28 protein-coding genes and 1 riboswitch are annotated in these 26,830 nt (G+C 63.3%); of the genes, 7 read left to right on the forward strand and 21 right to left on the reverse strand.

Annotation, left to right across the window (positions count from 1 at the left end; all coding sequences use genetic code 11):
- The first annotated feature begins 68 nt into the window (after window positions 1-68).
- Window positions 69-1,244: a nucleoside recognition domain-containing protein gene (locus THECO_RS10465; RefSeq protein WP_015255013.1), complete on the forward strand. Its 1,176-nt coding sequence runs from the start codon at window positions 69-71 to the stop codon at window positions 1,242-1,244.
- A 23-nt stretch (window positions 1,245-1,267) separates the two neighbouring features.
- On the opposite strand, the gene coaD is transcribed toward THECO_RS10465, so the two are convergent.
- Together coaD and rsmD are read right to left on the reverse strand one after the other, a co-directional pair.
- Complete coding sequence (gene coaD, locus THECO_RS10470; protein WP_015255014.1) at window positions 1,268-1,801, reverse strand: pantetheine-phosphate adenylyltransferase; 534 nt, start codon at window positions 1,799-1,801, stop codon at window positions 1,268-1,270.
- Window positions 1,788-2,381, reverse strand: a complete 594-nt coding sequence (gene rsmD, locus THECO_RS10475) for a 16S rRNA (guanine(966)-N(2))-methyltransferase RsmD (RefSeq protein WP_015255015.1) — start codon at window positions 2,379-2,381, stop codon at window positions 1,788-1,790. Before rsmD ends, coaD begins: the two co-directional genes overlap by 14 nt.
- A 789-nt stretch (window positions 2,382-3,170) precedes the next feature.
- On the opposite strand from rsmD, the gene ltrA (THECO_RS10480) reads away from it, so the two are divergent.
- Complete coding sequence (ltrA, locus tag THECO_RS10480; RefSeq protein WP_015255016.1) at window positions 3,171-4,562, forward strand: group II intron reverse transcriptase/maturase; 1,392 nt, start codon at window positions 3,171-3,173, stop codon at window positions 4,560-4,562.
- A 114-nt stretch (window positions 4,563-4,676) separates the two neighbouring features.
- Here ltrA (THECO_RS10480) and THECO_RS22000 read toward each other — a convergent pair whose 3' ends face one another.
- Complete coding sequence (locus THECO_RS22000; protein ID WP_015255017.1) at window positions 4,677-4,913, reverse strand: hypothetical protein; 237 nt, start codon at window positions 4,911-4,913, stop codon at window positions 4,677-4,679.
- Window positions 4,914-5,163: 250 nt separating this feature from the next.
- On the opposite strand from THECO_RS22000, the gene THECO_RS10490 reads away from it, so the two are divergent.
- The gene (locus THECO_RS10490; protein WP_015255018.1) at window positions 5,164-5,385 is read left to right on the forward strand and encodes a DUF2905 domain-containing protein; all 222 of its coding nucleotides are present in this window, start codon (window positions 5,164-5,166) and stop codon (window positions 5,383-5,385) included.
- Between the two features lie 36 nt (window positions 5,386-5,421).
- Here THECO_RS10490 and THECO_RS10495 read toward each other — a convergent pair whose 3' ends face one another.
- From THECO_RS10495 to THECO_RS10540, 10 genes are all read right to left on the reverse strand, one after another.
- Window positions 5,422-6,234 (reverse strand): TatD family hydrolase, encoded by an 813-nt coding sequence (locus THECO_RS10495; protein WP_015255019.1) that lies wholly within the window; start codon window positions 6,232-6,234, stop codon window positions 5,422-5,424.
- 102 nt (window positions 6,235-6,336) lie between these two features.
- Window positions 6,337-7,107 (reverse strand): ABC transporter ATP-binding protein, encoded by a 771-nt coding sequence (locus tag THECO_RS10500; protein ID WP_015255020.1) that lies wholly within the window; start codon window positions 7,105-7,107, stop codon window positions 6,337-6,339.
- On the reverse strand, window positions 7,091-7,882 hold the full coding sequence (locus THECO_RS10505; RefSeq protein WP_015255021.1) for an ABC transporter permease: 792 nt from the start codon (window positions 7,880-7,882) through the stop codon (window positions 7,091-7,093). The genes THECO_RS10500 and THECO_RS10505 overlap by 17 nt, the downstream gene beginning before the upstream one ends.
- Window positions 7,872-8,174 (reverse strand): thiamine-binding protein, encoded by a 303-nt coding sequence (locus THECO_RS10510; RefSeq protein ID WP_015255022.1) that lies wholly within the window; start codon window positions 8,172-8,174, stop codon window positions 7,872-7,874. Before THECO_RS10510 ends, THECO_RS10505 begins: the two co-directional genes overlap by 11 nt.
- A 48-nt stretch (window positions 8,175-8,222) precedes the next feature.
- A complete protein-coding gene (locus THECO_RS10515) occupies window positions 8,223-9,287 on the reverse strand; it encodes an ABC transporter substrate-binding protein (protein ID WP_015255023.1) in 1,065 nt (354 codons plus the stop codon).
- Window positions 9,288-9,413: 126 nt separating this feature from the next.
- Window positions 9,414-9,523, reverse strand: a riboswitch (TPP riboswitch).
- A 61-nt stretch (window positions 9,524-9,584) separates the two neighbouring features.
- Window positions 9,585-10,670, reverse strand: coding sequence for a glycosyltransferase family 2 protein (locus THECO_RS10520; protein ID WP_015255024.1), 1,086 nt, complete (start codon window positions 10,668-10,670; stop codon window positions 9,585-9,587).
- Entirely contained in the window at window positions 10,667-11,509 is an 843-nt protein-coding gene (locus THECO_RS10525) for a class I SAM-dependent methyltransferase (protein WP_015255025.1), read from the reverse strand. Before THECO_RS10525 ends, THECO_RS10520 begins: the two co-directional genes overlap by 4 nt.
- A gap of 5 nt (window positions 11,510-11,514) precedes the next feature.
- Window positions 11,515-12,828 carry a nucleotide sugar dehydrogenase gene (locus THECO_RS10530; RefSeq protein ID WP_015255026.1) on the reverse strand — a complete coding sequence of 438 codons (1,314 nt, stop codon included), beginning with the start codon at window positions 12,826-12,828 and terminating at the stop codon, window positions 11,515-11,517.
- Between the two features lie 48 nt (window positions 12,829-12,876).
- Window positions 12,877-13,860: a polysaccharide biosynthesis protein gene (locus THECO_RS10535; protein ID WP_015255027.1), complete on the reverse strand. Its 984-nt coding sequence runs from the start codon at window positions 13,858-13,860 to the stop codon at window positions 12,877-12,879.
- Between the two features lie 32 nt (window positions 13,861-13,892).
- The gene (locus tag THECO_RS10540) at window positions 13,893-14,579 is read right to left on the reverse strand and encodes a glycosyltransferase (protein WP_015255028.1); all 687 of its coding nucleotides are present in this window, start codon (window positions 14,577-14,579) and stop codon (window positions 13,893-13,895) included.
- A gap of 197 nt (window positions 14,580-14,776) precedes the next feature.
- Here THECO_RS10540 and THECO_RS10545 point away from each other — a divergent pair, with 197 nt between their 5' ends.
- Window positions 14,777-15,487 carry a GT-D fold domain-containing glycosyltransferase gene (locus tag THECO_RS10545; RefSeq protein WP_015255029.1) on the forward strand — a complete coding sequence of 237 codons (711 nt, stop codon included), beginning with the start codon at window positions 14,777-14,779 and terminating at the stop codon, window positions 15,485-15,487.
- 93 nt (window positions 15,488-15,580) lie between these two features.
- Here THECO_RS10545 and THECO_RS10550 read toward each other — a convergent pair whose 3' ends face one another.
- The 3 genes from THECO_RS10550 to THECO_RS10560 form a co-directional block, all read right to left on the reverse strand.
- Window positions 15,581-15,988, reverse strand: a complete 408-nt coding sequence (locus THECO_RS10550) for a hypothetical protein (protein ID WP_015255030.1) — start codon at window positions 15,986-15,988, stop codon at window positions 15,581-15,583.
- 93 nt (window positions 15,989-16,081) lie between these two features.
- Complete coding sequence (locus THECO_RS10555) at window positions 16,082-16,429, reverse strand: YolD-like family protein (protein WP_015255031.1); 348 nt, start codon at window positions 16,427-16,429, stop codon at window positions 16,082-16,084.
- A gap of 205 nt (window positions 16,430-16,634) precedes the next feature.
- Entirely contained in the window at window positions 16,635-17,873 is a 1,239-nt protein-coding gene (locus THECO_RS10560) for a DNA polymerase IV (protein WP_015255032.1), read from the reverse strand.
- Window positions 17,874-18,058: 185 nt separating this feature from the next.
- On the opposite strand from THECO_RS10560, the gene THECO_RS10565 reads away from it, so the two are divergent.
- Window positions 18,059-18,739: an SOS response-associated peptidase gene (locus THECO_RS10565; RefSeq protein ID WP_015255033.1), complete on the forward strand. Its 681-nt coding sequence runs from the start codon at window positions 18,059-18,061 to the stop codon at window positions 18,737-18,739.
- A 113-nt stretch (window positions 18,740-18,852) separates the two neighbouring features.
- Here THECO_RS10565 and THECO_RS10570 read toward each other — a convergent pair whose 3' ends face one another.
- From THECO_RS10570 to THECO_RS10590, 5 genes are all read right to left on the reverse strand, one after another.
- Window positions 18,853-19,140, reverse strand: coding sequence for a stage VI sporulation protein F (locus tag THECO_RS10570; RefSeq protein WP_015255034.1), 288 nt, complete (start codon window positions 19,138-19,140; stop codon window positions 18,853-18,855).
- Window positions 19,141-19,251: 111 nt separating this feature from the next.
- Window positions 19,252-21,303 carry an ATP-dependent DNA helicase RecG gene (gene recG / locus THECO_RS10575; RefSeq protein WP_015255035.1) on the reverse strand — a complete coding sequence of 684 codons (2,052 nt, stop codon included), beginning with the start codon at window positions 21,301-21,303 and terminating at the stop codon, window positions 19,252-19,254.
- 5 nt (window positions 21,304-21,308) lie between these two features.
- Window positions 21,309-22,160 carry a DegV family protein gene (locus THECO_RS10580; protein ID WP_015255036.1) on the reverse strand — a complete coding sequence of 284 codons (852 nt, stop codon included), beginning with the start codon at window positions 22,158-22,160 and terminating at the stop codon, window positions 21,309-21,311.
- A 37-nt stretch (window positions 22,161-22,197) separates the two neighbouring features.
- Window positions 22,198-23,955 (reverse strand): DAK2 domain-containing protein, encoded by a 1,758-nt coding sequence (locus THECO_RS10585; RefSeq protein WP_015255037.1) that lies wholly within the window; start codon window positions 23,953-23,955, stop codon window positions 22,198-22,200.
- Between the two features lie 11 nt (window positions 23,956-23,966).
- Window positions 23,967-24,326, reverse strand: a complete 360-nt coding sequence (locus THECO_RS10590; RefSeq protein WP_015255038.1) for an Asp23/Gls24 family envelope stress response protein — start codon at window positions 24,324-24,326, stop codon at window positions 23,967-23,969.
- A 288-nt stretch (window positions 24,327-24,614) separates the two neighbouring features.
- Between THECO_RS10590 and rpmB the strand changes: the two genes are divergently transcribed.
- Entirely contained in the window at window positions 24,615-24,803 is a 189-nt protein-coding gene (gene rpmB, locus THECO_RS10595; RefSeq protein WP_015255039.1) for a 50S ribosomal protein L28, read from the forward strand.
- Between the two features lie 556 nt (window positions 24,804-25,359).
- Window positions 25,360-26,751, forward strand: a complete 1,392-nt coding sequence (ltrA, locus tag THECO_RS10600) for a group II intron reverse transcriptase/maturase (RefSeq protein ID WP_015255040.1) — start codon at window positions 25,360-25,362, stop codon at window positions 26,749-26,751.
- The last annotated feature ends 79 nt before the right edge of the window (window positions 26,752-26,830 follow it).

Here is a 26,830-nt window from a genome sequence, read left to right on the forward strand (position 1 = left end):
TACATTGAACTAATCTCGTCATTTTGCCGTATGGCTGCACACCCGCATCCGCGAAGGAGGATGGACGCATGTACCGATCCGCCGCGCTCGGCGCCGCCCTGCTGGCGCTTGCCCTGCTGATCGTCCGCTATCCCGGCGATTCGTTCCAGGCCGCGCTGCAGGGGCTGTCCATCTGGTGGAACCTGGTGTTTCCCGGCTTGCTTCCGTTCCTGGCGCTGTCGGAACTGCTCCTTGCGCTCGGGGTCGTCCATGCGGCCGGCGTGCTGCTCGAGCCGGTCATGCGGCGCGTTTTCCGTCTGCCGGGCAGCGCCGGCTGGGCGGCCGCGGTCGGCTGGTCGAGCGGCTTTCCCGCCGGAGCCGGCGCAGCGGCGCGGCTCCATCGGGACGGCGCCCTGACCGACCGCGAATGCCAGCGCCTGCTGGCGCTGTCCCACATGCCCAATCCGATGCTGATGCTGATCGTCGTCGGGGCGGGTTTCCTCAAGCGCCCCGAATTCGGCGCCGCCATCGCCGTCTCCGTCTGGCTGTCCGCCCTGGCCGCGGGATGGCTGCTGGCAAGGCTCGATCGGGCGGCCGGTTCGGCCGCCGTCCGCAGCGCACCGGAGGACGGCCGGCACCTCCTGGCCCGGGCCGCCGCCGCGATGCGCGAAGCGCGCCGACGGGACGGCCGCGGATTCGGCCAGGCGATGGGCGAATCGATCGCGCAATGCGTGCAGCAGCTGATGGCCGTCGGCGGGCTTGTCATCCTCGGGTCGGTGCTGATCCGCCTGCTCGAGCGGGTGCTGCCGGACCTGCTCGAATTCGCCGCGTTCCCGGGCATCTACGAAGCGCATCTCGGCGCTTTCGCGGCCGCCGGGATGATCGAGCGGTTCGGCGCGCCGGCGGGTGCCGCGGTAATCGCCGCCGCCCTGAGCTGGACCGGCATCACCGGCCTGCTCGCCACCCACGGCATCGCCGCTTCGGCCGGCCTCCGGTTCCTGCATCTGGCCGCGGCCAAGCTGCTGCATGCGGCGCTCGCCTTCCTGACCGCCGCGCTGGCATGGAAACCGCTCGTCTGGCTGGCCGGACTCGGCGCGGACGATGCGTCGGCCGCATTCCGCCTGCTGGCCGAACCGTCCGGCGCGGCCCGCCTTGCGCCGCTGCTCTGGCGGGCAATCCCGGCCTGCGCCTCCGTGCTCGCGCTCACCCTGCTGCTGATGCTGGCGGCGTCCCGGCTGCTGGCTGCGCGAAGGCCAGGCCGCTGACGGCCTGGCCTTCCTGTCCGCCCTCAGCCGGAGCTCGGCTTGTCCGACGGCGGTGCTGCGGACGCGAACTTCGTCCTCAGCGCCGCTTCCACTTCGGGCGGCACCAGATCGCCGACATCCCCGTGGAACATCGCGATCTCCTTCACAATGCTGGAACTCAGGTACGAATACTTCGGATTCGTCATCATGAAAATTGTCTCGATGCTACTGTCGAGCTGATGGTTGGTCGACGCCAGCTGCAGCTCGTACTCGAAATCTGACACCGACCGGATGCCCCGGATGATGACGTCGGCGTTCCGCGTCTTCATGTAGCGGACGAGCAGATCGCGGAAACTGTCGACCTCGACATTCGGCAGATCCGACGTCGCCGCTTCCAGCAGCGCCTTGCGCTCCTCGACCGAGAACAGCGGATTTTTGCTCGTGTTGTTCAGCACCGCGACGATCAGCTTGTCGAACTGCTTCGCCGCACGCCGGATAATGTCCATGTGACCGAGCGTCACCGGGTCGAAACTGCCGGGATAGACGGCAGTCCGCCGGGTCGGTTCATGATCCTTCATCGCTTTCCTCCTCGGCCGCATCCGCAGCCCTCGTATAGTGATAGATCGAGACGGCGGTCTCGCCGTATGTCGCCCGCTTGCGCAGCGTCAAGCCGCCGACGGTTTCCGGATAGCGATGATCCGCCTCGTGCTCGACGACGACGATCGCGCCGTCCTCGAGCAGCCCGCGCTCCTCCATCTCGGCCATCAGCTCGCCGGCGCTCTTCATCCGGTACGGCGGATCAAGAAAAACGTAGCGGAACACCGCCCCGCGCTTGGCGAGTATGCGCAGCGCCCGCTCCGCCGTGTTGCAGTAGATTTCGGACCGCTCCGCCATGCGCGCCGCCTCGGCATTGCGGCGGATGACGGCGACGGCCTGCCGGTCCGCGTCGATGAAGACGGCCCGGTCCGCGCCGCGGCTCAGCGCCTCGATGCCGAGTCCGCCGGTTCCGGCGAACAGATCCAGCGCGGCTCCGCCGTCGAAATACGGGCCGATCATGCTGAAGATCGCTTCTTTCACCTTGTCTGTCGTCGGGCGCGTGTTCATGCCGGGTACCGCCCTGAGCGGCGTTCCCTTCGCCGTGCCCGCAATGACCCTCACGTCTTACGCCCCCCGAAAGTCCGCAGTCTGTCCTAATCGTACCACAAAATCACTCCCGCGCAAGGGAAACGGGAACGACGGGGATTTGCGCCGCGCGAAAAAAATTTTTGTCCGGCATGTATATTTTGCCCCGTACAGGACATCATGTAGACAGCGGCGTCGAGAGATGCCGCGAAAACCGCGGAGAAGACTTACGTTTCCCCATAAGCTCTTCGTCCGGTTTCTCCTCTCCCATGCTGGGGCTCCCGTGAGGGAGTCCCGCTTTTTTTGCTTTTCACACGTTTTGTGTTTCACGAGCCCGCCCTGACCGGCTTCGCCAAGCACGACAAAACCCCGCGGCCCAAATGCCGCGGGGTTCGGGATGTACGCCCGGCATGGGCGTCATCTCTACGGTGAAAGTCCGGAATGGGGGCTGGCGAGCGCCTACCATTAGCCGAGGGCAAGGGTGTCGGTCGCGAGGCCGAATCTGAAGGAAGCCTAAGGCAAACGCACGGGCCAAGGTACACGAACTGGATTCGAGGCAGGGTTAGTCGGATGAGTTGCCATCACACAACGAAATCCAAAGCCGCCAAGGACTAATCCTGTAAACTCCAGTGGTCGCGGGCGGAAAGATGACGCTCTTATCCGGGGAGGCCTGCGGAATACGCGAAGTGACTTCATGCGCGAAGTGACTTCGTAACCGCAGCCGGGAGGCTGCGCTGAATCCGCAGGAGTCAGCAGAGGCCATAGTACGCGAGTACGGGACGTAAGGAAAGCGGAAGGGCCAAACCGAAAGGAGAGAGGAAACCGATGCGTTCGCACGACGGGCATAGACAGCAGAATACCTCGCAAGAGGGCTGCCAGCGGGAGGTAGCGGTGAAGCCGCAAGGGACCGTTGGAGTGCCGAGTCCGTTGCCGGCACAAATCGCCCCTTCCTCTCGCAAAGCACAGGACGACTTGCTGGAGAAGATGCTGGAAAGGGAGAACCTCTTGAAGGCCTACAGGAAAGTGGTACAGAACGGAGGAGCCCCCGGTGTGGACGGGGTAACGGTAACGGAGTTACAAGCTTACCTGAACACACACTGGGAAGCGGTGAAAGCCGCACTCCTTGCGGGAACGTACAGCCCCTTGCCCGTCAGACGGGTGGAAATCCCCAAACCCGGAGGCGGCGTACGGCTGCTCGGCATCCCGACCGTGATGGACCGTCTTCTCCAGCAAGCGCTTCTGCAAGTGATGGAACCGATCTTTGACCCGCATTTCTCATGGCACAGCTACGGCTTCCGGCCGGGGAAGCGCGCGCACGATGCGGTAAGGCAAGCGCAGCAGTATATCCAAAGCGGCCTCCGCTGGGTCGTGGACATGGATCTGGAGAAGTTCTTCGACCGTGTGAACCACGACATCCTGATGGCGAGAGTCGCGCGGAGGATAGACGACAAGCGCGTGCTCAAGCTGATTCGCGCTTACCTTAATGCCGGGGTTATGGCCGGGGGTGTGGTCGTGAGAACGGAAGAAGGCACGCCGCAAGGCGGCCCGCTCAGTCCGCTTCTCGCCAACATCCTGCTGGACGATTTGGACAAAGAACTGACCAGACGAGGACTGCACTTCGTCCGCTATGCGGACGATTGCAACATCTTCGTGGCCAGCAAGCGGGCCGGGGAACGGGTCATGGAATCGGTGATCCGATTTGTGGAAGGAAAGCTGAAACTGAAAGTGAATCGGGACAAAAGCGCGGTAGACCGGCCGTGGAACCGAAAGTTCCTCGGCTTCAGCTTCCTGTCGAACAAGCAGGCAACGGTCCGGTTGGCACCCAAGACGATTCAGCGTTTCAAGAAGAAAGTCCGGGAGATAACGGACCGCTCGCGCCCGCTGACGATGGAAGAACGGATTAACCGACTGAACCGCTTCATGATGGGATGGATCGGTTATTTCCGTCTGGCTGCCGCCAAGAACCACTGTGGTAACCTCGACGCATGGATGCGCAGGCGACTACGCATGTGTCTGTGGAAACAATGGAAGAGACCCAGGACCAGATTGCGTAATCTCCGTGCACTCGGCGTGCCCGAATGGGCGGCTCGAATGATGGCGAACTCACGCCGTGGTCCGTGGGAAATGTCCCGTAACACAAACAATGCCCTTCCGACTTCCTACTGGGAAGCGAAAGGGCTGAAAAGTCTGCTTTCTCGTTACCTTGAGCTTTGTTAACCTTCGGAACCGCCGTATGCGGACCCGCATGTACGGTGGTGTGAGAGGTCGGGGGCTTGCCGCCCCCTCCTACTCGATTGATGGACTCGGCTGCAATGTAATTTAAGCGCTTTCTTATTCGGATCCAGATTCGCCGGAGTCGCCGGCGTCATCGCCGTCGGCGGACGCCTCTTCCGCGCCGTCGCCCTCCTCTTCTTCCGCTTCCCCGGAGTCGCCCGCTTCCTCCGCCGCAGCCTGTTCGGCTTCCGCAGCGGCCTGCTCAGCTTCGGCAGCGGCTTGTTCGGCTTCCGCCGCCTCTTCCGCGGCGTCTTCGAGCACGAGGTCGTTCTTTTCCAGTTCTTGTTCGCCCATCGCAATCCCTCCATCTTTTATTCCATCGATTTCCTGCACCTTCATTATAAATAGGCGCATGTGCGGAAGTTGTCGCCCTGTGGAATCGAAGGTTACGGATGGATAACAATTGCGTTACAATTTGTTGCAGAACGATCCGTCGAAGATTCCCCTTCCGCGATCCGGCGAGATCCCGCGGAATTGCAACCGCTCCGGGCATCCGTTATGCTGATAGCGGATAGAATCATCTGCGTCGGGAGGGAAAAAAACGATGCCATCCATGCCAAAACTGCTGATGGCCGCCGGCGCCGTGCTGTTCCTCGTCGGGCTGATCTGGATGCTCGTCGGCAAATCGATTCCGCTCGGCCGGCTGCCCGGCGACATTGCGATCGAGAAGGAGAACGTCCGGTTCTATTTCCCGATCGTCACCTGCATCCTTATCAGCGTCGTGCTGTCGGCCGTCATGTACCTCGTGCGCCTGTTCATGAAGTGACGGCCCATTTCGGCGCGCTCACCGTCTCCAATCACGTCAAATACCGTAAAACCGCTTCGTGACCGCGAGCATCGCGGCGGCCGTCTCCTCCACACCCAGGCCTTTCAGCTCCGCGACAGCGCGGATGACATCCCGCACCATCGCGGGGGTCGTCGGCCGGCCGGCAAACGGCCCTTCGTGCTGCCACGGTCCGTCGGTCTCCGCCATGAGCAGCTCCAGCGGATATGCGCGCACCAGCGCCTGAATCTCCGGCTCGTACACGACGTCCGGCGTCACGGACACATGCCAGCCGCGTGCGATCATCAGGCGGATCGTCGCCTCCGGACCCTTGAACCAGTGAAAATGCGCCCGCTTCATGCCATGCCGCTCCAGAATGTCGCACGCTTTCTCCGCATCTTCGTAGACGGCGTGCAGCACGATCGGCCGGTCCAGCTCCGCTGCGAGCGCCGCGAACCGGTCGAGCAGCGCAAGGTGCGGGCCTTCGTTGAACGGACGGCCGGCCGCTTCCGCTTCGGTCCGCGTGTAGTACGGCAAGCCGACTTCGCCGATCGCAAAGCGTTCGCCCGCCTCGTGGAGACGGCGAATCCAGGCGAACAACTCCTTTTCCTCGTCCGGCTCGGGCAGCGGAATTTCCGGATGATGGCCGTAGGCCGGCATGTACCGGCCGGCATGCCGGAGCGCAAGCTTCCGGTTCTCGCGGCTCGATTCAAGATTCATCGACACGCCCACGACCGCCTCGCCGCCCGCGGCATACGCCTCGGCCAGCAGCCGTTCCCGCTCCTCAGGTTCGTACTTGTCCACATGAATATGGGCGTCGATCCAGCCAAACGCCTCCCGCTCCTTCGCCATGCTTTCCGCCTCCTTCACACCTTGCGCCGGAAAACGGAACCCGCATCCCCGGCACTTGATCCGCAAAAACCGACCCGCATCTTTTCCAGACTGCAGATCCGCTTACGCTCCGTCCGGTCCGCCCGCAGCAGCCGGCTTCAGCAAATCGTAAATCGCGTCCCTGAGCTCGGCGAATTCCGGTGTCTTCCACAGCTTCCCGCCGCGCGGCCGTCCGAACGGCACGGCGAACTCGCGCAGCACGGACGCCGGCCGCGCCGACAGGACGACGATCCGGTCCGACAGGAGCAGCGCCTCCTCGATGCTGTGCGTCACGAGCAGCACCGCGCGCCGGTTCGCTTCCCACATGGACAGCAGCCACTCCTGCATATGCTGCCGCGTCAGCGCGTCCAGCGCGCCGAACGGCTCGTCCAGGCACATCAGCTTCTGCGGGCTGAGCAGCGCGCGGATGAACGAGACGCGCTGCTGCATGCCGCCGGACAGCGTGTGCGGCCAGGCGTCCGCATAGTCCGCAAGGCCGACGCGGCCCAGCCACTCCCGCGTGAGGCTCTTCGCTTCGCCGCGCGGAACGCCGGCGATGCCGAGCGCCAGCTCGATGTTGCCGGCGACCGTCCGCCACGGCAAGAGCGACGCCTGCTGCGGCATATAGGCGATCAGCCCGCGCTCCCCGTTCGTCCGGCGTCCGTCGATGAAAATCTCCCCGCGCTGAGCCGGCTCCAGCCCGCCGATCACCCGGAACAGCGTGCTCTTGCCGCTCCCGGACGGCCCGATCAGCGAGACGAATTCGCCGTCTTCGACCGTCAGCGAGACGCCGGCCAGCACCTCCGTATCTCCGTACCGCTTCACGACATCGCGCACTTCAAGCGCCGGAGGCATGGTCATTCCTCCTCTCCGCCTTGGGCCGCCAGCGGACGACCAGCCGCTCGGCGAGCGCCGCGGCGCCGAACATCAGCATGCTGAACGCGATGATGATGATCGTCCCGGCGAAAATGCGCGCCGTCTCGAACCCGCTGTAGGACAGTTTGATGTAATAGCCGAGCCCGCTGCTTGCGCCGAGCCACTCCGCTGCGACCGTCGTCGTCACGCTGTATGCGGCCGCAATGCGGAAGCCCGAGAACAGGTAGGGCACCGCGTTCGGCAGCTCCAGCTTCGTGAAGATCGTCCACCGGCCGGCGCCGATCATCGCGAGATAGCTAAGCAGCGCCGGGTCGCTCTCGCGCAGCCCGGTCAGCATCGCGACCGTCACGGGGAAGAAGCAGACGAGCATGATGAGGACGATTTTCGGCTCCTCGCCGAACCCGAGCCAGATGAGAAGCAGCGGTCCGAGCACGATGACCGGCACGCTCTGCGACAGGACGAGCAGCGGCGCCAGCGCCCGCCGGGCGCCGGGCGTCAGGTGAATCGCAGCAGCCAGCACAATGCCGCCGAGGACGCCGAGCGCAAGGCCCGTCAGCGTCCGCCAGACGGTGGCCAGCGTGTGCATCTGAAGCCGCGGCCAGACGTTCGGCTGCATCGCTTCGCGCACGATCGCAGACGGGCTCGGCAGAATGTACGGCTCAATCGCGAACAGACGGACCGCCGCTTCCCAGGCGGCGGCGAATAATGCGATGACCGCCAGCGGCGGCCATCCTCTCATCCATTTATTGCCCATCGGGATATTTCTCCAGCAGGCGCGCCATCGAGGCGCCTTCGGTCGGATTGTAGTAAATCTTCACCTGCGAAATAATGGATGGGCATCCCGCCTCGATCAGCGCGTCGTTCATCGCCTTCACGAGCGGAAGCAGCCGGTCCAGATCGCCCTCGATCGTCGTCTCGAGCGGCCCGACCCGGTAGGGCAGCCCCGATGCCTTGATCACGTCGATCGCTCGGTCCACGTAAGGGATGACGCTTTCCCCGCCGGGTGTGTGGGGCAGAATCTGAATGCTCAACAGTGCGTCGGCCATGCCGGATTCCCCGCTTTCTTCCTTTGTGCTTCGAACGCCCTCACCGACTTACTCCGGCAGGAACTCGTTCGTGAATGCCGCTTCCGGATCGAACTCGCCTTCCATCACGCCGTGCTCGGCCATCCATTCGGCATAGTTTTTCCATACTTCCAGCTTCTGCTCGCCCCAGCGCGGCGCATCGTCCTGATACTTCGCGCTGAGCCATTTCTGGCTCGCCTTGACGAGCTCCGCGTTCAGGTCGGGCTCGGCGGCGATCAGCACGTCGGCCGCTTCCTCGGGACTTTCGATCGCGAACTTGTACCCCGCGGCCGCGCCGGCGACGAACGCCTTCACCAGATCCGGCTTCTCCTCGATCAGCTTCTCGCTCGTTGCAAGCACCGGCGTATAATAGTCGAGCTTTTCGCTGTAATCGGTCAGGTAGATCATGTTCAGTTCCTCGCCGCGGAGCTCCGCCTCGATGCCGGTCCAGCCGTAGAAAATCCAGAAGAAATCGACGTCCCGCTTCACCGCGGTGAAGAAATCGGTGTCGCCGACGTTCACGAACACGACTTTGCTTACGTCGCCGCCGTCTTCCTGCATGATCGAGTCGATGACCGCTTCCTCAACGGGCGAACCCCAGCCGCCGTATTTCTTGCCTTCGAAATCTTTCGGCGTCTTGATGTTCTTCTCCGCCGGCGAAGCGAAGCCGGACGTGTTGTGCTGGATGACGGCCGCGATCGACACGATCGGCACGCCGTTCGTCCGCGCGAGGGTGACCGCTTCCTGGTAGCTGACACCGAATTCGACTTCGCCGGAGGCGACCATCTGATCGGCGCCCGCTTCGCCGGGCTGGATGATCTCGACATCAAGTCCCTGCTCGGCGAAAAATCCTTTGTCCCGCGCAACATACAGCCCCGTATGGTTCGTGTTCGGCGACCAGTCGAGCACGACCCGCACCTTCTGGAGCGGCTTGTCCGATCCGTCCGCGGCTCCGCCCGCATTGGCGGCATTACCGCCGTTTTCGGTGTTTCCGCCGTTTCCTCCGTCATTGCCGCTTCCCCCGCCGCAGCCGGCCAGAACAAGCAGCAGCGCGAGTGCGAGCAGACCCCAGCTTTTTCTTCTTTTCCTTCGCATTCCGGTCCTCTCCCGTCCTTGCATCTGTTGTCGCGACAACAGACGACAGGCGCCCCCCTGACCGGAAGGCGCCTTCGATTCGGTGCGCATGAGCGTTGCGGCTCGGCATGCGGTCTGACGCATGCGGCGCGCTGCTTGACGTTTCCCTACGCTGGCATTATCCAGATCAGGTTACAGGGTCGGTATCGCGTCCGGATACCCTCTCAGCCGGCTGTCCCAGCTCCCCGGGGCTTCTGTTCGGTTGTCGTCACGCTCATTATAGCAGACGGGCGCGAATGCGCAAGTGCGGGCGGAGTATCAGGCGCCTTCCCGCAGCTTTTCCTCCAGAATGCGCCGGTTGGCCTTCAGCCCTTCATCGTCCGGCAGCCACCCGAGCGCGGCTTCGTTGTGTCTTGCCGCATCCGCCCAGCGGCCGAGCTGCCCGTAGCAGATGGTGAGCCGCGCATGCGGCAGCCACGTGCGGCAGGCGTTGTTGACGACGCCGAGCCAGCCTTCGGCGAGCGGCGCGTCCAGCGCCCGCTCGTACCAATAGGCGGCCGTCCGCCAGTCCCCCGCTTCCTCGAACCATCCGCCGAGCGCGCAGCACACTTCCGCGTGGGGCGCGTCGAACAGGAACGAGCGGAGCAGCGCGTCGATCCGGCCGGCCGGATCGCCCAGACGCCGGCAGCAGTCGGACAGCCTGAGCGCGGCCGTCACCTTGTCTTCCCGGTAGCCGGCCGGCTCAGCCAGGTACGCCCGATAGGCTTCCGCCGCCTCCCCGAAACGTCCGGCGTCCGCCAGCTCGTTCGCGTAATAATAGAGATCGCGCCCCTTGAGACCGCCGGTTTCGGCCGCGATCCGCTCGTAGATGCGCAGATTCCGGTCCGAATGGTCCCGGGTGGTGCGATAATGCGCGATGCCGATATCGACAGCGATGGCATGGGCGCCTGAGATGTCCAGATACTCGTGCACCCGTCCGTGCCAGCGATAGCCCCGGCCCCGCCGGACGAGCCGGCAGCGGCGCGTCGCGACCGTCGGCCTTCCCGCCGCGTCGAACGCCAGCCAGTACGGCATGAGCACGGCGTCGGCGTGATCCGGAATCTGCGCCTTGAACGCCGCGAATTTTTCCCGCTCCCCGTCGGGCAGCACGTCGTCCGCATCCATCCACATGATGAACTCGCATGACGCCTGGTCGAACGCGAAGTTGCGCGCCGCCGCGAAATCGTCCACCCACTCGAAATCGCAGACGCGCGCGCCAAAGGAGGCCGCCACCTCCTTCGTGCGGTCCGTCGAACCGGTATCGACGATGACAAGCTCGTCGACGACCGGAGCGACCGATGCGAGACACCGGCCGAGCACCGCTTCCTCGTCGCGGACGATCATGCACAGACTGATCGTCGTCACGTCCTCCCTCCTTTCCCGGGTTCGGACCGTTTCTTCCGCGCTTCCGCGAGCTGCCGCTGCAGGTCCCTCAGCTGGCGGATGAGCCCTTCGATCCGGCCGTCCTTCTGTTTCAACTGCTCCTCCAGCGCCTGAATGCGCGCGTTCTGGCTCTGGATCATGCCTCTCATTTTCCCCGCCCCCTGCTGATACTGCCGCTCGTAGGCGAGGAAATGTTCCTCGTCCAGCCGGATCAGACGCTTCAAGCGGTCGGCGTTGTCCGGTCTGCGGAACCTGAGCGACCGCTTGCGGCCGGCATAGCAGAGGTAGCGGTGATGCACTTCCATCGTAAGCTCGTCGAAATACGGGTCGGTCAGTTCCGCGAGCCGTCCCGCGTAGAACGTCTGCTTGTGATCATGGAACGCGTGCAGGCCGAACGGCACGGTGATGATGCAGACGCCGCCGTCCGCCAGCCAGCCCGAGACATTGGCCAGCACCCGCTCCGGCTGGGTGAAATGTTCGAGCACTTCGCCGAGCAGCACCGTGTCGAACGGGCCCCAGTCGTGCGGCTTTGTCGCATCCGCCGTCATGAAGCGGACGTTCGACCGGACGATGGCGGGCTCCTTCGCCAGCTCCGCCCGCGCATAGCGGATCGCCTCGTCTTCCAGATCGATGCCGAGCACCTCATACCCTTCGCGGCCAAGAAGAATCGAGGCGATGCCCTGGCTGCAGCCGACATCCAGCACTCTTTTGCGTCTGGCATGCCTGCACATCCAATGAATGCGGGCGCGCGTCGCTTCGTGCGACGCGCTGGAGCCCGCCTTACCGTAGTACCGCTGGTTGACTTGATCTTCATTGACCATGGATCTCACCCCTGCGCGGCGGGCAGCCCGAGAGACGGCTCTCCCAGCCGGGCGATATGTCCGCTTTCGAAGCCGTCGAGCACATTCCTCGTATCCAGCACGAGCGGCGCATGCTCCGCGATCAGGCGAACGTCGACCGAAGCATGCCGGGTCAGGATAACCGCCAGATCGAGGCCGGCCAGCAGTTCGGGCGTAAGGCTCACCGTCCGGAACGTCCGTCTGCGATGGCGGAACGACGGCACGAGCGGATCGCAGCAGACGACGTCCGCCTGCCGGGCGGCCAGTTCGTCCAGAATGTCCAGGGCGGGCGATTCCCGCACGTCGTCGACATCCGGTTTGTACGCGATGCCGATCAGCGCGATGCGCGCGCCGCGCACCGGCTTCCCTTCCCGGTTCAGCAGCTCCGTCACCCGCTCGACGACGTGCTGCGGCATCCGCCGGTTCACCTCGTCCGCCAGCTCGATCAGCTTCATCGGCCGGCCGTATCGCTTCGCCGTCCAGTTCAGGTAGATCGGGTCGACCGGTATGCAGTGGCCGCCGATCCCCGGACCCGGCCAGAACGGCAGGAAGCCGAACGGCTTCGTCGCCGCCGCCCGCACCACTTCCCATACGCTGATGCCGAGCCGTTCGCAGAGCAGCGCAAATTCGTTCACGAGCGCAATATTGACATTGCGGAACGTGTTCTCGAACAGCTTGGCGGCTTCGGCCGCCGCCGTCGAGCTGACGGGCACGACCTGCTGCACGATCGAGCGGTAGAACTTCACGCCCGCTTCGAGGCAGGCCGGCGTCGCGCCGCCGACGATCTTCGGCGAATTGTCCAGCCGATAGACGCGGTTGCCCGGGTCGATCCGCTCGGGCGAGTAGCAGAGATGGAAATCTTCGCCGACCCGCCAGCCGCGTGCCTCTTCGACGACGCGGCGGATGAGCTCATCCGTCGTGCCCGGGTACGTCGTGCTCTCGAGCACGACCAGCGTTCCCCGCTTCAGATGCGGCAGCATGGCGGCGACCGCCGAGCGGATGAACGTCAGATCCGGCTCGCGCTCCGCCGTCAGCGGCGTCGGCACGCAGATCACAATCGTCTGGGCCCGTGAAACGGCAGCGTAGTCGCCGCCGGCGGTGAATTCGCCTTGGACGGAGCGGATCGTCTCGTCGTCGATACCGATCACCGTCGACTTGCCCGCGTTCAGCCGGTTGATTTTCTCCTCGTCGACATCCAGTCCGTACACCCGGTATCCGGCCTTCGCCAGCGCCACGGCCATCGGAAGCCCGACATAGCCGAGTCCGACCACGGCCGCAGCGGGCCGATCATGAGTATCCATATCGCGCCTCCTCTCCGCCTTGATGGCGCCGTCAGTCCCCATGCCGCCTCAGAACCCGCCGGCATCCAGCAGTCCGGCGATGCCCGCCTTGTCCAGCAGTTCGTCGTCCGAGCGGTACGGCTGCGGCTTCGCCGGCCGGCAGGCGGCATATTTGCGCGCAAGTTCGGGTTCGGGGGACGGCGGCAGAATGACGAGCACTTCGTCGTCGTAATGCCGCGCATGCAGCGCTTCGCGCGCGGACACGAGCGTCTCGTGCAGCTTCTCGCCCTCCCGGATGCCGATTTCCCGTATTCTCACATCCGCGCCCGACCGCTCGATCATCACCTCCGCCAGATCGCGGATGCGGCAGGCCGGCATGCGGATGACGAACGTCTCGCCGCCCAGCGCCGCCTCCGCCGCGCGCAGCAGCAGGCCGATCGCTTCGGGCAGCGTCATGAAGTAACGCGTCATCTCCGGGTGCGTAATCGGCAGATCCTCGCCGCGGCGTATCCGCTCCAGGAAGAACGGCACGACGCTGCCGTTCGTGCCAAGCACATTGCCGCCGCGGATGCAGACGAACCGCGTTGCGTCGGTCAGCCTGTTCGCCCTGAGCGTCAGCTTCTCGGCGATCGCCTTCGTCATGCCGTACACGTTCACCGGGTCGACCGCCTTGTCCGTCGATACGTCCACAACCTTCCGGACCCGCTGCGCAATGGCAGCCCGGATGACGTTCTCGGTTCCGAGCACGTTCGTCCGGAACGCCTCGTCGGGCTGCCGTTCGCAGATCGGCACATGCTTCAGCGCCGCGAGATGGAAGACAATATCGACGCCGCGGCAGGCGTCATGAACGGCGTCGTAATCCCGCACATCGCCGATGATGAACCTGACGCACCCGTCAGAGCCGAGCTCCCGTTCCATCTCGACTTGCCGATGCTCGCCGCGGGAGAACACCCGAACTTCCCGCGGGTCGTATTTGTGAAGCAACGTATGGACGAGATGGCGTCCCCAGGACCCCGTCCCGCCCGTCACCAGGATGGTGCTGCCGCTGTACATGCCCTCGTCTCCCTTCTCAGCCGGCGGGCGGCTTAGATGAATTCGCTCAGCACGGCTTTCATCTGCTGTTCGCTCAGCCTGCCCTTTGCCGGCACTTTTTTCCTCGACGCGTTGGCGCCGTGCACGATGTTCACGTAGTTCCGCCCCGGCAGCAGCTCGTGGGGCAGCTTGATGACAAAGCCGTGGCCTTTGCCGGGGAGCTTCACGCGGTAACCGTCCAGATAGTCCTTCGTCTTGTAGATGTACGTATAGAACTGCGGCGAAAAATGGTACACCTCGGCCATCACGTTCTCGATCGTGTCCCACATGTAGCCGTTCTGATTGATCAGGGCGACGGTGCCCGGCTTCGGCTTCCAGTCCATGAGCAGCTGCACGAACGTTCTGCGGTACAGATCGTCGGAATCGAGCCGCGCCACGAACAATTCGTCATAACCGGATGTGAACGCGCGTATCGCTTCGACGCAGGTCCGCTCCGAGCCGAACCGCACGTGCGGGGGGAAGTCCTCCCAGTCTTTGCGCAGCGGTCCGTTCAGCAGCGGCTCGGATTCTTCCGCAACTTTCAGCAGCGCGAGAAAGTCGGGGTTCGTCTGGCGCTGCAGACAGCGGAGGGTATATCGCCGGAAGATGGCGATCCGGTTGCGGATCCATGCCGGCTTGAGCCGATCCGGGACGATGCCGTAGTTGTTGAAATTGATCTCGATGACGACTCGCCTGGCCATGTTCAACCTCCTTGCTTGTTCCTCGTTCAATGTATGAATGCAAGGCGCCGGCCGCATGGTTGATTGATCTCGTCCATTCGTCCAAATCCGGCCGCAGGCCGCAGTCGGCGGCGGACATCCATGCCCCTCGGCAAGCCGGACATATACTGAAAAATGAATCCCGCACCATCTCTGTCCTTCGGGAGGAATGATACATCGTGGATCGAACGCAGCTGACGCAAGCGCAGGTGCTGCAGCGCATTGCGCATGCGCTCAAGACGAAATCGCCGCTGTCGCTCGTCCGCGTAGGGGACGGCGAGAATCTCGTGCTCGCCCAGCAGACCGTCTGGCCGATCGACGCCGTGCTGAAAGAGCCGTGGGCCGTTAAAGCAAACGAAGGCAAGAAAGGGCTGCGGCTGCCGAACCTGCCCTTGCGCGACGCCGTCGCCGAGTCGATCCGCAAAGTCGACATCGTTGGCATTCTGCCCTTCGGCGACCGGACGATCCACGCGCCGGACTACCTGAAGCGCAAGTTGACGGATCGCGTATTCCGACATTTCCACATCGTGCCGAAAGCGGTCTGCCACGCCTGCGTGAACCGGATGCTGGCGACGGATCCGATGTTCTGGAAGACGCTTGCCGGCAAGCGGATCGCGGTCGTGACGCACCATGCCGACGCGGCGAAGCGGGTCATCGAGAACCGTTTCCGGGGCATCCGCGTCACGTTTGTCTATCCGTTCTCCGACTATTCCCAGATGGAACAGGCGCTCAAATTTCTTTCCGACAACCGCAACCTGTACGACATCGCGCTGTTCTCCTGCGGCGTCAACGCCGTCGTGCTGGCTCAGCGCACCGCCGAACAGACCGGCAAAGTCGCGCTCGACTTCGGCAAAGCGCTCCATATCATCACAAAAGGACGCCCGAACTGAATCGGGCGTCCTTTTGCGCTTGGCAATATGAACAAGAACCCCGGGAGCCGGGGGTCTTCCCGAAAACCGGGGTTCTTGCGCAGGGCGGCGCACTCAGGCGGTCGAGGCGATGCCCCGGAACACTTCCGGGCCGTTCCGCACGGCCGTCGTCGTGCCCGAGATAAAGGCCGTGTAGACCGTCTCCGCAGCCGGCGGCGCCAGCAGATCCTGTGCCGTAAAGGAGTGCACTTCCGTCGTGCCCGTTACGCTCACCGTCCCGGTCAACGTGAAGATGACATTGGCGGGGTTGAACGTCGAGCCGCGGACGATGTCAACCGTGAACGTGTCGCCGATGTCGCCGCTGATGCCGACCATGCCGTCCAGCGCGATAATCGTGTTCGGCGCGTTCTGCGTCTGAAGCCCGATGATGCCGAACAGCGTCGGCGTAGCGCTCAGCGGTACGTTCGGAGCACCGACCGTGTTGGAGTTCATTGAGCTGCGTTGATCGAGGAAAACTCCCATCCCATTCACCCCCTGCTTGCCTGAGATGCTACAGTCTATGGGATTTGGTGCTAAGCGGTATAGACAAACTATGGAGGATAAATGAGGATTCTTTTATTCCGCGCCGATCACATCCTGCATCTTCGCCCACATGTCCCCCAGCGCCGTGCGCAGCCGGATCCGTCCGGCCTGCGGATCGACCTTCGTCACGACGCCCGTCACCTCCCGGTCCGCATACTCGCCGTACAGCTTCAGCGTGACCGGCCGGCCCGTCTCGAGCGATTCGCCGATCCGAAGCGCCAGCTCCTCCATCTCCTGTTCGTCAAGCACGGGGCGCTCTTTGCGGTTCAGCGACTCCCGGTGGCCATTGATACGCTCCTTGTGTTCGGGCAGCATCATCCGGCTCGATTCCCAGAGCAGATTGTACCCGGATGTCAATTTGTTCACGCGCGGTTTTGCCATTGCTGTCCGCCATCCTCTCTTCGATGTCTGATCCTCTGTTGATGATTAGCCGACGTCTGACCCGCACTTGCCGCCTTGCTCGCAGTTGTCTTCCGACCCGCTCCTGTCGCCTTTCCGCTCCCGGGAGCCGGCCCGAACTTTCCGGACCGCCGTCTGCGCGAGGCCGCCGACCGTGCTCCGCCGCCCTGCGCATGCCGCTCCGGCGTCATTTGTAATGGCCGCCGATCTTGCGCGCCCGGTCCTTCGCCTGCCCGGCCTCGGTGAGCGAGACGGCGCGCATGATCGAATCGTCGCCGTACTTGTCCTTGATCCGGTCTGTCGCCCGTTCGAGGGCGCGGTATTTCTCCCGGTGGTCGAACAGCAGCAGCTGATATTCCCGGTCGTCCTGCAGACCGGTCATCGCGACGCCGACCTTCCGCACCGGCAAGCCGTCCCAATGCCGGTCCAACAGTTCGCACGCGAACCGGTAGGCGTCGTTTGTCGCCTGGGTCGGATACGGCAGCGTCATCTGCCGGAAAAAACCGCTCGGCCGGTCGAAGTCGGCGCCCTGGCAGCCGACGGCCAGCGTCCGGCCCATTTTCCCCTTGGCCCGCATGCGCCGGCAGACGAGCTCGCACAGCTCGAGCAGCACGACCCGCAGTTCTTCCCGCGTCTCGTAATCGCGCGGCAGCGTTATCTGGTGGCCGATGCCTTTCTGCCCGATGTGGGTGTCCGGCGTCACCGGCGAATCGTCGCACCCGCGCGCGATGCGCCAGATCATCTCGCCGTTGATCCCCCAGCGCGCCCGCAGCCGGGAAAGCGGCGCCCGCGCCAGGTCGCCGATCGTCTCGATGCCCATCCGGTTCAGGTGCGCCGTCATGCGCGAGCCGATCATGAACATTTTGCCGACCGGCAGCTGCCACAGCGTCTGCTCGAGACGACCCGGATCGAGCCGGAAAATGCCGGTCGGATGCTTCTTCGCGTAGTTGTCGCACGCCATCTTCGCCAGCACCTTGTTCGTGCTGATGCCGAGCCGGACGTAGACGCCGGTCTGCTCCAGCACCTGCTTCTGGATCCGGCGGGCCGCCTCCTCGGGTCCGCCGAACAGGCGGGCCGATCCGGTCAGATCGAGGAACTGCTCGTCGATGCTGTACGGTTCGACCATGTCCGTGAACGACTCGTAGATGCGCGTGATGAGCAGGGAATACTCAATGTATTCCTGCATGCGCGGCTTCGCCACGATCAAGTCGGGGCACTTGCCCAGCGCTTCACCGAGCCGTTCGGCGGTGGTGACGCCGCGCGCCTTCGCGAGCGGGCAGGCGGCGAGCACGATGCCCGAACGGCGCTCGGGATCTCCCGCCACGACGAGCGGCTTCCCCTCGTACTCGGGATGTTTCGCCTTCTCGACGCTGGCATAGAACGACTGGCAGTCCGCCAGCATGATCACCCGCTGTTTCCGCGCCATCGCCCCGTCCTCCCCTGAAACAAGAACATCCGTTCTTATCATAATTTAAAATACACGAACTTATGTTCGTGCATCAACAGTATTTTTCTGTAAGGTTCAGCGGGCGCGCATGCGCAGGCAGTGGCGGCGGCACGCCGCAAGACGCTATAATGGCCTCAAGAGAAGAACGCAAAGGAGAATCGCGCATGTGCGGCCGCTACACGATCACGGTGACGCTGGAAGAGCTGATGGTGCGGTACATGATCGGCGTGACGAACATTCCGTACCACCGGCCGAAATACAACGTGGCGCCCGGTCAGATGGTGCCCGCCGTCATCAGCGACGGCCGGACGAACCGGCTTGGGGAACTGAGGTGGGGACTCATCCCGTCTTGGGCGAAGGATGAGAAAATCGGCAGCCGCCTGCTGAACGCCCGCGCGGAGACGGCCGCGGACAAGCCTGCCTTCCGCGGGCCGCTCAGGACGAAGCGCTGCCTCGTGCCGGCGGACGGCTTCTACGAATGGCGGACGGAGCCGGACGGCAGCCGGCAGCCGCTTCGCATCGTGCTGCGGGGCGGCGGCATCTTCAGCATGGCCGGCCTGTACGAGACATGGACCGCGCCGGACGGGCGGCGCATCAGCACGGTGACGATCCTGACGACGGAACCGAACGAACTGATGGCGCCCATTCATAACCGGATGCCGGTCATCCTGCGTCCGGAAGACGAGGCGCTCTGGCTGGACCGCAGCGTGCGCGATCCCGAAGCGCTGCGTCATTTGTACACGCCGTATCCGGCGTCCGAACTCGAAGCGTACCCGGTCGGAAAAGCGGTCGGCAGCGTCAAGGCGGACGATCCGTCCCTGATCGAGCCGCTCGCCAAATCCTGAGAACGGACGGCTTGCTATTTAAAGAAAAAACTTCCTCCATCCGCGGATCCGTGTGACGAATCCCGGAACAGAGGAAGTTTTTTCGCTGTCTGACCCGCTTGACCCGCAGCGCCCTAACGGAACATGCTCCACAGCCGGAGCAGATGCAGCGTGTTGTTCGGATCAATCCGCTGCGCGATCACGAATGCGATGATCCGCTCTTCCAGGTCGGACGTGAGCGGCTCGTTCAGGATGGCGGCCGCCGAGCGCACAAGACGGCGCACCTTCGCCCGATCCTGAAGGTCGTACTTGGTCACGCCGTTAAGCAGCGCCTTCATCCGCTCCTTGGTTGCCAGATTTTTCATCTTCCGTTTGACGCGCTCGACCAACTCGGGCCGAATGCCGTACTGCTGATAACCCACGCGCGGCACCTCCATCGCATTGACGGTCCGGCCGGGCCGGGGCCGTCATTTCAGGATATGACGTCCGCACCGCGCAGTTGTCATCCGCCGCAAATTTCGGCCGAAAATAATTCAATCGAGCTGTTCGCCCTGAAAGACCGGATCCCGCATCAACATCTCGCGCAGCCGCGCGCAGGCGGGATCGTGCCAGAAGGCCTCCCGCGACACAAATTCCGCCGCATCGTCCCGCGCCGTCTCCAGCAGCGCGTAGTCGGACGACAGATCCGCCACCTTGAAATCCGGCAGGCCGCTCTGCTTCGTGCCGAAGAAATCGCCCGGTCCCCTGAGCTCCAGGTCGCGCCGCGACACTTCGAATCCGTCGTCAGTCTCCGTCATGATCCGCATCCGCTCGAGGCCCGTCTCCGATTTCGGATCGGCGATCAGCACGCAATAGGACGCGTGCGACCCGCGTCCGACGCGCCCCCGGAGCTGATGCAGCTGCGACAGGCCGAACCGGTCCGCGTCCATGACGACCATCAGCGTCGCGTTCGGCACGTCGACGCCGACCTCAACGACGGTCGTCGCGACGAGCACGTGCGCTTCGCCGGACGCGAACTCGCGCATGACCGCGTCTTTCTCCGCCGCGGTCAGCCGGCCGTGCAGCAGCCCGACCTTGAGATCCGGGAAAGCCTGCTGCATCTGCTGATGCAGATCGATGACGTTCTGCACGTCCAGCTTGTCCGATTCCTCGATCAGCGGGCAGATGATGTAAGCCTGCCGCCCCGCCGCCACTTCCCGCCGGATGAAGCCGAGCACGCGGTCCAGCATGTCATGCCGAACCCAGTACGTCTTGATCGGCACCCGCCCTTTCGGACGCTCGCGCAGCGTTGAGACGTCCATGTCGCCGAACGCCGTAATCGCCAGCGTCCGGGGAATCGGCGTCGCCGTCATCGTCAGCACGTCCGGATGGATTCCCTTGCGGCGCAGAATGCTGCGCTGGCCGACGCCGAAACGGTGCTGCTCGTCCGTCACGACCAGGCTGAGGCTGCGGAAATGGACATCCTCCTGAATGAGCGCATGGGTGCCGACGACGACGTCGATCATGCCCATCTGCAATCCGGCGAGCACGTCCCGCCGCTGCCGCTCGGTCAGGCTGCCGGTCAGCAGCGCCACCTGGATGCCATGCGGCTTGAACAGCTTCTCCAGCGTGCGCAGATGCTGCTCGGCCAATATCTCGGTCGGCGCCATCAGCGCCCCCTGATGCCCGCTCTTCACGGCGGCATAGAGCGCGATAGCCGCGATGACCGTCTTGCCGGAGCCGACGTCACCCTGCAGCAGCCGGTTCATGCAATACGGCTGGCGCATGTCGTGCAGAATCTCGTTCACCGCTTTCTTCTGCCCGTCGGTCAGCTCGAACGGCAGTCCTGCCGCGAACTCGCGGATCGCCGCGTTGTCCGCCGTATGCGCGATGCCGTCCCGCTTGCGGCGCGTATGCGCGCGGTAAGCCTGCAGCTTGAGCTGGAACAGGAACAGTTCCTCATACGCCATCCGCCTGCGCGCGGCCTGGCCTTCTTCCGCGCTGCCCGGCGCGTGGATCCGCATCACCGCTTCCCTGCGCGGCATCAGCCCGTGCCGCTGGATCAGCTCGTGCGGCAGCACTTCCGGCACGAGATGGCCGAACTGCTGCAGCGCCTGCGCGATCGTCTTGCGCATCCAGCTTTGCGTGATGCCGCCTCCGACCGAATAGACCGGCTGCAGCGTGCCGGTCTTCGACGCCCCGCGGTCGGGAAACTCCGACTCGGCCACCGTGAGCTGGCGCCGGTGCCGGTCCCATTTGCCCGTCAGCGTAATGTCCCGTCCGGGCGTCAGCTGATCCTTCAGGAAGTGCCGGTTGAACCAGACAGCCGTAATGAGCATCCGGCCCGCCGCCACGCGGCAGGACATGCGGGTTTTGCCGCCGTAGCGCTGCACGACCGGCGGGGCCGCGATTTTGCCCTGTATGGTCGCCTTCTCTCCATCTCCGACTTCTTCCAGCTCCCGCACCCGGTAATCCTCGTAGCGGAACGGGAAATATTCCAGCAGATCCGCCGCCGTACGGATGCCAAAGGCGTGAAGCTCCTCTTCTTTCCGGGCGCTCACGCCTTTGATCTGCCGTACCGGGATCTGGTCCAGCCTGATATTCATCACGTTCACGCCTTGTACATGAAGACGGCTGACGTTCCGGGTCCGACATGCGCGCCGATGACGCTGCCGATGAGCACATGGCGGACGCTCCGGACGTCGAACTTCTCCTGCATCCGCGCCAGCAGCTCTTTCGCCTGCTCGTCGTACTTGCTCCAGCCGATGCCGACATGGACGGGCGAACGGCCGAATTCTTCTTCCAGCATTTCGATGATGCGGTTCATGGCCTTCTTGGTGCCCCGCGTCTTCTCGACCGGCGCAACCACGCCGTCCTGGATCGTCAGAATCGGCTTGATGTTGAGCAGACCGCCGATCAGCGCGGCCGCTTTCCCGATCCGGCCGCCCCGCTGCAAATATTCAAGCGTGTCGACGAGGAAATAGATGCGCATGCCCTTGAGCATCCGATGGGCCGCCTCCACAATCTGCTCCTTCGAAGCGCCTTCCATGGCCATCTCCGCGGCGAGCAGCGCGGCCGCGCCGAACCCGTGGGAAGCGGACCGCGAGTCGATCACCGTGATGTCGTGTTCGCCTTCCAGCATCGATTTGGCGATGACGGCCGACTGGTACGTGCCGCTGAATTCCGAACTGAGATGGAACGAGATGATCTGCGCCTCCGGATCCTTGTCCAAGATGCGCTTGTACAATTCGAGAAAATCGTTCGGCGATGGCTGCGACGTCGTCGGCATGACCGGGGACGCTTCCAGCATGTCATAGAAATTGCCTGGACCGATCGTCACCCCGTCGAGATAGGTCTCTTCCCCGAAATGCACCTTGAGCGGAATCATCTCGATGCCCAGCCGCTGACACTCTTCCGCGGGAATGTCCGATGTGCTGTCCACGATGATTTTCACCGCACACATGCTTGATGCCTCCCGTCTTTCGCGAATGATCGTTCGATTACTCCACCGCAATCAAATAGGGATACAGCGGCTGACCGCCCTCGAAAATTTCCAGTTCGGCATCCGGATACGCGTCCTGCAGCCAGTCGGACAGCGCCGCGGTCTCCGCGTCATTCGTCCCTTCCCCGGTCAACACCGTGACCAGTTCGCCGCCGTCTTCCAGCATCTTCGCAAGCAGCGTGCGGCAAGTCTCCTGCAGGCTGCCGGAAGCCGTGACAATCTCCTTGTCCATGATGCCGATATAGTCGCCTTCCCGGATCGTCAGCCCGCCGATCGTGGAATCCCGCACGGCAAGCGTCACTTCGCCGGAACGGACCGACTCGGCGGCTCCGCGCATCCGCTCCTCGTTCCGCTCGGCCGTCTCCGCTTCGTTGAACGCGAGCAGCGCGGCCAGCCCTTGCGGAATCGAGCGCGTCGGAATGACGGTGACGGAGCGGCCGCTCATTTCCGCCGCCTGCTGCGCGGTCAGGATGACGTTGCCGTTGTTCGGCAGCAGATAGATCCGCTCCGCGCTGAGCGATTCGATCGCCTGCAGGAAATCTTCCGTGCTCGGATTCATCGTCTGCCCGCCCGACAGCACGATATCGGCTTCATGCCGGAGGAAGATGTCGGCGATGCCGCCGCCCATCGCGACGGCGATGATGCCGTACGGCGCGAACTCGTGCACCTGCTCGGGCGACACGCCCTGCACCGGAGCGCCGCCCGTCAGCACTTCGGGCGCCGCCAGTTCCGGCCCGCCGCCGGCGGGCTCCTCCTGATCCAGCAGTTCGCGGTGCTGTTCGCGCATGTTCAGGATGCGGATGTCGATCAATTCGCCGTAAGGCAGCGCGAGATTGAGCACATCGCCCGGCTTGCGCGAATGGACGTGAACCTTGATGATGTCGCCGTCTTCGATGATGATGACCGAATCCCCGTCCTTCTCCAGCGCGCGGGTGAACCATTCCCGATCGAAACGCATGCCGGCCGGCATCCGTTCGGGACGCCGGATGAAAAACTCCATGTCATACGGAAATTCGATCGATTCCGTCGCCACCCGGCTCTGCGCCGGCGCGGATTCCGCACGGCGCGCCGGAGGCGCCGCGGCGGCCGGCGCGAAGACTTCGGCCGCGGCGGGCATCTCGACGGCTTCAACCGTTGCTTCGCCGGACAGGTACGCCGCGAAGCCCTCGTACAGATGGACGAGTCCCTGACCGCCGGAATCGACAACCCCGACCTGCTTCAGAATGGGGAGCATGTCCGGCGTCCTCTGCAGCGTCTCCTTCGCCTTCGCCAGCACCTCGCGCATCAGCGCCGCAATATCGGGCGTGCGGCGGGCGATCGACACCGCGTGCCGGGCAGATTCCCGCGCGACCGTGAGAATCGTTCCCTCGACCGGCTTCACCACCGACTTGTAGGCGGTGTCGACCCCCTGCTGCAGCGCCCCGGCGAACTGCACAGCGTTCAGCTCGTCATGGCCGGCCGCTCCGCGGGCGAACCCGCGGAACAGCTGCGACAGAATGACGCCTGAGTTGCCTCTGGCGCCCATGAGAAGCCCCCGTGAAAGCGCTTCTGCTGCTGTTCCTAAAGAAAGCGACGGGCGGCTCCTCAGTTCCTGCACACCCGAACGCATCGTAAGATTCATATTGGTTCCCGTATCGCCGTCCGGCACGGGAAAGACGTTCAGCGCGTTGATTTGCTGCATGTTTCGCTCCAGCGCGTCCGCGCCCGCAAACACCATTTCCGCGAATGTCTTTCCGTCAAGCACCCGCTTGCTCACCCGATTCCCTCCTACTGCGATACCCTTACGCCTTGCACAATGATGTTCACATAATCCACTTTCAGACCGGTGACTTCATTCAATACATATTTCACGCGCGACTGCACGTTGTGCGCGACTTCCGAAATTCTCGTGCCGTAGCTGACGACGATGTACAGATCGACATGCGTCGCCTCGCCTTCCCGACGGATTTCGACACCGCGCGATAAATTTTCCCTGCCCAGAAGTTCGGCAATGCCATCCTTGAACTGCTTGCGCGACGCCATGCCGACCAGACCGTAGCATTCCATGGCTGCTGAGCCCGCGATCACCGACAACACATGATCCGACACATGGACATGACCCAGTTCAGTCTGGAGTTGCGTAGACATGGCTCCACTCCTCCTCAGGCAAGTATAGGCTAAATTCATTATAAAGATTGCACAAGCAGAATACAAACGGAAATCGCCGATAGATCGTCCATGTTCGCCGAAAATCTCACGCAATCGGCTCCGTTCCCTGCGTTTCGATGACTTGTCCCGTGCCGACTTGCAGCGCCCTATGGATTTTCCTCGCGGGCTGTGGTATGATATTCAAGTGTGCTTGTGAGCACGGAAGCAATCCGCAGGCGGCCGAAGGCTCCATCGCGCGCCGCATCCGGTTGAAGGAGGTGTATGTCGATGTCCCGCAAATGTTTCGTAACCGGCAAAGCGCCGGGCAGAGGCAATCATGTTTCGCACGCCAACAACCGCAACCGCCGCACGTGGGGCGTGAACGTCCAGAAAGTGCGCATTCTGGTAAACGGCAAACCGAAACGCGTATGGGTCAGCACCCGCGCGCTCAAATCCGGCAAGGTCACCCGCGTTTGATCGCGGCCGCCGGCATTCGGCATAACCGAAGATTGAACACGAACTCCCGCATGCACCCGCTGCATCGGGAGTTTGTTGTATGCGCAGGGTCTGAGGATGACGGGGATAAAAAAACAAGCACCTGTCGGTACAGGTGCTTGTTTCGTTGTACGCCCGGCATGGGCGTCATCTCTACGGTGAAAGTCCGGAATGGGGGCTGGCGAGCGCCTACCATTAGCCGAGGGCAAGGGTGTCGGTCGCGAGGCCGAATCTGAAGGAAGCCTAAGGCAAACGCACGGGCCAAGGTACACGAACTGGATTCGAGGCAGGGTTAGTCGGATGAGTTGCCAGCACACAACGAAATCCAAAGCCGCCAAGGACTAATCCTGTAAACTCCAGTGGTCGCGGGCGGAAAGATGACGCTCTTATCCGGGGAGGCCTACGGAATACGCGAAGTGACTTCGTAACCGCAGCCGGGAGGCTGCGCTGAATCCGCAGGAGTCAGCAGAGGCCATAGTACGCGAGTACGGGACGTAAGGAAAGCGGAAGGGCCAAACCGAAAGGAGAGAGGAAACCGATGCGTTCGCGCGACGGGCATAGACAGCAGAATACCTCGCAAGAGGGCTGCCAGCGGGAGGTAGCGGTGAAGCCGCAAGGGACCGTTGGAGTGCCGAGTCCGTTGCCGGCACAAATCGCCCCTTCCTCTCGCAAAGCACAGGACGACTTGCTGGAGAAGATGCTGGAAAGGGAGAACCTCTTGAAGGCCTACAGGAAAGTGGTACAGAACGGAGGAGCCCCCGGTGTGGACGGGGTAACGGTAACGGAGTTACAAGCTTACCTGAACACACACTGGGAAGCGGTGAAAGCCGCACTCCTTGCGGGAACGTACAGCCCCTTGCCCGTCAGACGGGTGGAAATCCCCAAACCCGGAGGCGGCGTACGGCTGCTCGGCATCCCGACCGCGATGGACCGTCTTCTCCAGCAAGCGCTTCTGCAAGTGATGGAGCCGATCTTCGACCCGCACTTCTCATGGCACAGCTACGGCTTCCGGTCGGGCAAGCGAGCGCACGATGCGGTAAGGCAAGCGCAGCAGTATATCCAAAGCGGCCTCCGCTGGGTCGTGGACATGGATCTGGAGAAGTTCTTCGACCGTGTGAACCACGACATCCTGATGGCAAGAGTGGCGCGGAGGATAGAGGACAAGCGCGTGCTCAAACGGATTCGCGCTTACCTGAACGCCGGGGTGATGACCGGGGGCGTGGTCGTACGGTCGGAGGAAGGCACGCCGCAAGGCGGCCCGCTCAGTCCGCTGCTTGCCAACATTCTGCTGGACGATTTGGACAAAGAACTGACCAGACGAGGACTGCGCTTCGTCCGCTATGCGGACGATTGCAACATCTTCGTGGCCAGCAAGCGGGCCGGAGAACGGGTCATGGAATCGGTGATCCGATTTGTGGAAGGAAAGCTGAAACTGAAAGTAAATCGGGACAAAAGCGCGGTAGACCGGCCGTGGAACCGAAAGTTCCTCGGCTTCAGCTTCCTGTCGAACAAGCAGGCAACGGTCCGGTTGGCACCCAAGACGATTCAGCGTTTCAAGAAGAAAGTCCGGGAGATAACGGACCGCTCGCGCCCGCTGACGATGGAAGAACGGATTAACCGACTGAACCGCTTCATGATGGGATGGATCGGTTATTTCCGTCTGGCTGCCGCCAAGAACCACTGTGGTAACCTCGACGCATGGATGCGCAGGCGACTACGCATGTGTCTGTGGAAACAATGGAAGAGACCCAAGACCAGATTGTGTAATCTCCGTGCACTCGGCGTGCCCGAATGGGCGGCTCGAATGATGGCGAACTCACGCCGTGGTCCGTGGGAAATGTCCCGTAACACAAACAATGCCCTTCCGACTTCCTACTGGGAAGCGAAAGGGCTGAAAAGTCTGCTTTCTCGTTACCTGGAACTTTGTTAACCTTTCGGAACCGCCGTATGCGGACCCGCATGTACGGTGGTGTGAGAGGTCGGGGGCTAGCCGCCCCCTCCTACTCGAT

Source organism: Thermobacillus composti KWC4, from assembly GCF_000227705.2.
Lineage (GTDB): Bacteria > Bacillota > Bacilli > Paenibacillales > Paenibacillaceae > Thermobacillus > Thermobacillus xylanilyticus.

Bases quoted from the DNA above. Each gene is read 5' to 3' on its own strand.
- coaD (WP_015255014.1), bottom strand. From the start codon at position 1,801: ATGAAGGATCATGAACCGACCCGGCGGACTGCCGTCTATCCCGGCAGT.
- ltrA (WP_015255040.1), top strand. From the start codon at position 25,360: ATGCGTTCGCGCGACGGGCATAGACAGCAGAATACCTCGCAAGAGGGC.
- THECO_RS10500 (WP_015255020.1), bottom strand. From the start codon at position 7,107: ATGCCTCCGGCGCTTGAAGTGCGCGATGTCGTGAAGCGGTACGGAGAT.
- THECO_RS10465 (WP_015255013.1), top strand. From the start codon at position 69: ATGTACCGATCCGCCGCGCTCGGCGCCGCCCTGCTGGCGCTTGCCCTG.
- ltrA (WP_015255016.1), top strand. From the start codon at position 3,171: ATGCGTTCGCACGACGGGCATAGACAGCAGAATACCTCGCAAGAGGGC.
- THECO_RS22000 (WP_015255017.1), bottom strand. From the start codon at position 4,913: ATGGGCGAACAAGAACTGGAAAAGAACGACCTCGTGCTCGAAGACGCC.
- THECO_RS10495 (WP_015255019.1), bottom strand. From the start codon at position 6,234: ATGGCGAAGGAGCGGGAGGCGTTTGGCTGGATCGACGCCCATATTCAT.
- THECO_RS10525 (WP_015255025.1), bottom strand. From the start codon at position 11,509: ATGGTCAATGAAGATCAAGTCAACCAGCGGTACTACGGTAAGGCGGGC.
- THECO_RS10490 (WP_015255018.1), top strand. From the start codon at position 5,164: ATGCCATCCATGCCAAAACTGCTGATGGCCGCCGGCGCCGTGCTGTTC.
- THECO_RS10535 (WP_015255027.1), bottom strand. From the start codon at position 13,860: ATGTACAGCGGCAGCACCATCCTGGTGACGGGCGGGACGGGGTCCTGG.
- THECO_RS10550 (WP_015255030.1), bottom strand. From the start codon at position 15,988: ATGGGAGTTTTCCTCGATCAACGCAGCTCAATGAACTCCAACACGGTC.
- THECO_RS10580 (WP_015255036.1), bottom strand. From the start codon at position 22,160: ATGTGTGCGGTGAAAATCATCGTGGACAGCACATCGGACATTCCCGCG.
- THECO_RS10555 (WP_015255031.1), bottom strand. From the start codon at position 16,429: ATGGCAAAACCGCGCGTGAACAAATTGACATCCGGGTACAATCTGCTC.
- THECO_RS10510 (WP_015255022.1), bottom strand. From the start codon at position 8,174: ATGGCCGACGCACTGTTGAGCATTCAGATTCTGCCCCACACACCCGGC.
- THECO_RS10590 (WP_015255038.1), bottom strand. From the start codon at position 24,326: ATGTCTACGCAACTCCAGACTGAACTGGGTCATGTCCATGTGTCGGAT.
- recG (WP_015255035.1), bottom strand. From the start codon at position 21,303: ATGAATATCAGGCTGGACCAGATCCCGGTACGGCAGATCAAAGGCGTG.
- rpmB (WP_015255039.1), top strand. From the start codon at position 24,615: ATGTCCCGCAAATGTTTCGTAACCGGCAAAGCGCCGGGCAGAGGCAAT.
- THECO_RS10530 (WP_015255026.1), bottom strand. From the start codon at position 12,828: ATGGATACTCATGATCGGCCCGCTGCGGCCGTGGTCGGACTCGGCTAT.
- THECO_RS10560 (WP_015255032.1), bottom strand. From the start codon at position 17,873: ATGGCGCGGAAACAGCGGGTGATCATGCTGGCGGACTGCCAGTCGTTC.
- THECO_RS10540 (WP_015255028.1), bottom strand. From the start codon at position 14,579: ATGGCCAGGCGAGTCGTCATCGAGATCAATTTCAACAACTACGGCATC.
- THECO_RS10515 (WP_015255023.1), bottom strand. From the start codon at position 9,287: ATGCGAAGGAAAAGAAGAAAAAGCTGGGGTCTGCTCGCACTCGCGCTG.
- THECO_RS10565 (WP_015255033.1), top strand. From the start codon at position 18,059: ATGTGCGGCCGCTACACGATCACGGTGACGCTGGAAGAGCTGATGGTG.
- THECO_RS10505 (WP_015255021.1), bottom strand. From the start codon at position 7,882: ATGGGCAATAAATGGATGAGAGGATGGCCGCCGCTGGCGGTCATCGCA.